Origin of the sequence: Pseudoalteromonas sp. MMG006, from assembly GCF_018101025.1 — a bacterium.
Taxonomy (GTDB): Bacteria; Pseudomonadota; Gammaproteobacteria; order Enterobacterales; family Alteromonadaceae; genus Pseudoalteromonas.
This window is the reverse complement of the sequence record NZ_JAGJEJ010000041.1, coordinates 1-2,687: the sequence shown is the minus strand read 5'-3', so window position 1 is coordinate 2,687 and position 2,687 is coordinate 1. Positions and strand designations below refer to the sequence as shown.

Below are 2,687 nucleotides of genomic sequence, written 5' to 3'. Positions count from 1 at the left end.
TCTTAAGTTACACCCTCAAGTAACATTCAGATATAAAATCGATTTCAGATTTAAAAATTTCAAAAATTATCCTCCTTATCTTTTCTAATCTTATTTTAATGCCTGCTATCTTTAATATCAGATAGTTTCATCATCGTATATTTATAAACCTATCAACTTTTATTTTATCATCACGGCTTTTAGCTCTGGCTTAATTAAGTAATGCCAAATCATCCACAATCTTTATTGGTTTTATTTAAACTGTTACTCAAACATGCAATTAAACATATGCGCTAACGGAGAGCAAAAGAGTAGGAGTTGTACCTAGAAAGTTAAACGCGAGAACAGCTCACAGTAATATAAGCGCGCCAACTAATATTACCCAGCATGTAATGCTGCTTTATATACCTCTGATGTAAAAAAAATAGAAATACATGTTGCTAAACTAATAACATATATTGAAAAGCAGTACCGTGACTGGTGCTCAATAGATAGTTACGCCAACAGTCAACTTGTTGCGCACTAAGCCCTAGTTACGTAGCAAAACCAAATAAGTTATAAAATAACGCAAGCATACCTACGGTACGTCTAATTCAACCCAATACGCGAGCATCCAATAAAGAATAAAAAACAGAACATCTAGATAAAGGCATGCTTTTATTATATGTAAAATGCCTAGGATAACTGATGCAGAGAATCGCATATTTGTATAGCTCATGTGGCGCAGGTTGAAACTAAAGTTATGTAGGTGATTACACTATTACCCATTCTTAGAGGCATATGCCCTTAACCGTATAATAGGCGATGAATTAAACCCAACTAATATAGGGCAAAGATCCCGAACACATTAACTAATAGTATAAAGTAACAATTTAACTGATTAATGATGGCGTGTTTAGTGGAGGTTAGTGCGTCATGGATGACAGTAGGACTAAGGTAGGCATTGTAAGTAAAAAACTAACTTAGCATTTATTAAAGTACAGGCTTATATATGCGATTAGATATAAGGTAATCTCAAAGTATTAATATAATCTTTTTGGCTGAATGGTGATATTCAAACTTTTAAATATGCGTGTATAAACTACAAATCTAAAAAAGCGAGCCGTAGCTCGCTAATTAATCTTTATTTCCAGGCTTCTGAGTCGACCTCTTTATTTAATTTTGGATGTTTGCTCTTATCAAATGTAGGAATTAGCCCTTTTTTACGTTGCTCGTTGTAGTCTTTTGAGAGCCACACAACAACACCTGAAAGCATAAACAGCGCTATTACGTTTACAATGGCCATTAACCCCATTGATATATCAGCTAATGTCCAAATTAAGCCAAGTTCACCAATAGCGCCAAACATCACCATTGCTAATACAAGCAATCTAAAAATAAACATGCCTTTATTAGAGTTATGTTCTAAAAACATTAAATTAGTTTCAGCGTATGAATAATTAGCGACAATAGAAGTAAAAGCAAAGAACAAGATAGCGATAGCAACAAAGTAAGAACCCCAGCTACCAACATGCTCTTGTAAAGCTGCTTGCGTAAGTTCAATTCCCATCACCCCAGACTCAGGTACTAATTGTTGAGATAGTAAAATTAACGACGCAGTCGCGGTACAAATAACAATAGTATCAATAAATACACCCAGCATTTGTACATAGCCTTGCGATGCAGGGTGAGGTGGATAAGGTGTTGCAGTTGCGGCAGCATTTGCTGCGCTACCCATACCAGCTTCGTTTGAGAATAATCCACGCTTGATCCCTTGGATCATCGCCTGTGTTACACCATAACCAATTGCACCTGCACCTGCTTGTTCAAGTCCAAAAGCACTTTTTATAATAAGTACCAACACATCTGGTAAAGCAGTAAAATTCATTGCACATACATATATTGCAACTAATAAATAGGCTAATGCCATAAAAGGTACAACCATTTCTGCAAATCGTGAGATTGTTTTTAAGCCACCAAAGATAATAATACCTGAGCCAACAACAAGTACTATTCCAACAATATATTTTGGTACATCAAACGCTACTTCGAATGCTGCAGCAATAGAGTTTGACTGTACGGCATTAAATACTAGGCCAAAAGCTAAAATTAAACATAACGAGAATAAAACGCCCATCCAACGCTTACCTAAACCTACTTCCATATAATAAGCAGGGCCACCTCTAAAATTACCTTCAGCATCTTTTGTTTTATAAGCTTGTGCTAAGGTACTTTCTGCAAAACTGGTTGCCATTCCTATTAAGGCAATAAGCCACATCCAAAAAATCGCACCTGGGCCACCTAAATATAAAGCAACAGCTACACCTGCCATATTACCTGTACCAACACGGGCGGCTAAAGATGTACAAAAAGCTTGGAATGACGATATCTCATTATCGCCGCACTTACGCGAACCAAACATTACTTTAAACATATGTGGAAATTGGACAATTTGAATGAAGCCTAACCGAACGGTAAAAAACAGGCCTGCTGCTATTAATAAGTAGACGAGAACTTGGCCCCACAAAAGGGCACTTATACTATTTATTATGTCTGTCATGGATACTACCTAAATACATGAGTTAAAAAAGTGCTGGCAACTTACCACAACAAACAAAAAGAGTTTAGTTTTAAAGTGCAAAAAGCACAGTTATCAACAGGCTTTTGTGAGTAACTTGTGATCTAGTTGTGAGCTTTGTCTGTGTATAAAATAAATCTAATTTTACTTA

Annotated in this window: 1 protein-coding gene; it reads right to left on the bottom strand. The window is 36.0% G+C overall.

Going from position 1 to position 2,687, the window contains the following annotated elements; all coding sequences use genetic code 11:
* Positions 1 to 1,102: 1,102 nt before the first annotated feature.
* Positions 1,103 to 2,518 carry an alanine/glycine:cation symporter family protein gene (locus J8L73_RS19075; protein ID WP_211001788.1) on the bottom strand — a complete coding sequence of 472 codons (1,416 nt, stop codon included), beginning with the start codon at positions 2,516 to 2,518 and terminating at the stop codon, positions 1,103 to 1,105.
* Between the last annotated feature and the right edge of the window lie 169 nt (positions 2,519 to 2,687).

Bases quoted from the DNA above. Each gene is read 5' to 3' on its own strand.
- J8L73_RS19075 (WP_211001788.1), bottom strand. From the start codon at position 2,518: ATGACAGACATAATAAATAGTATAAGTGCCCTTTTGTGGGGCCAAGTT.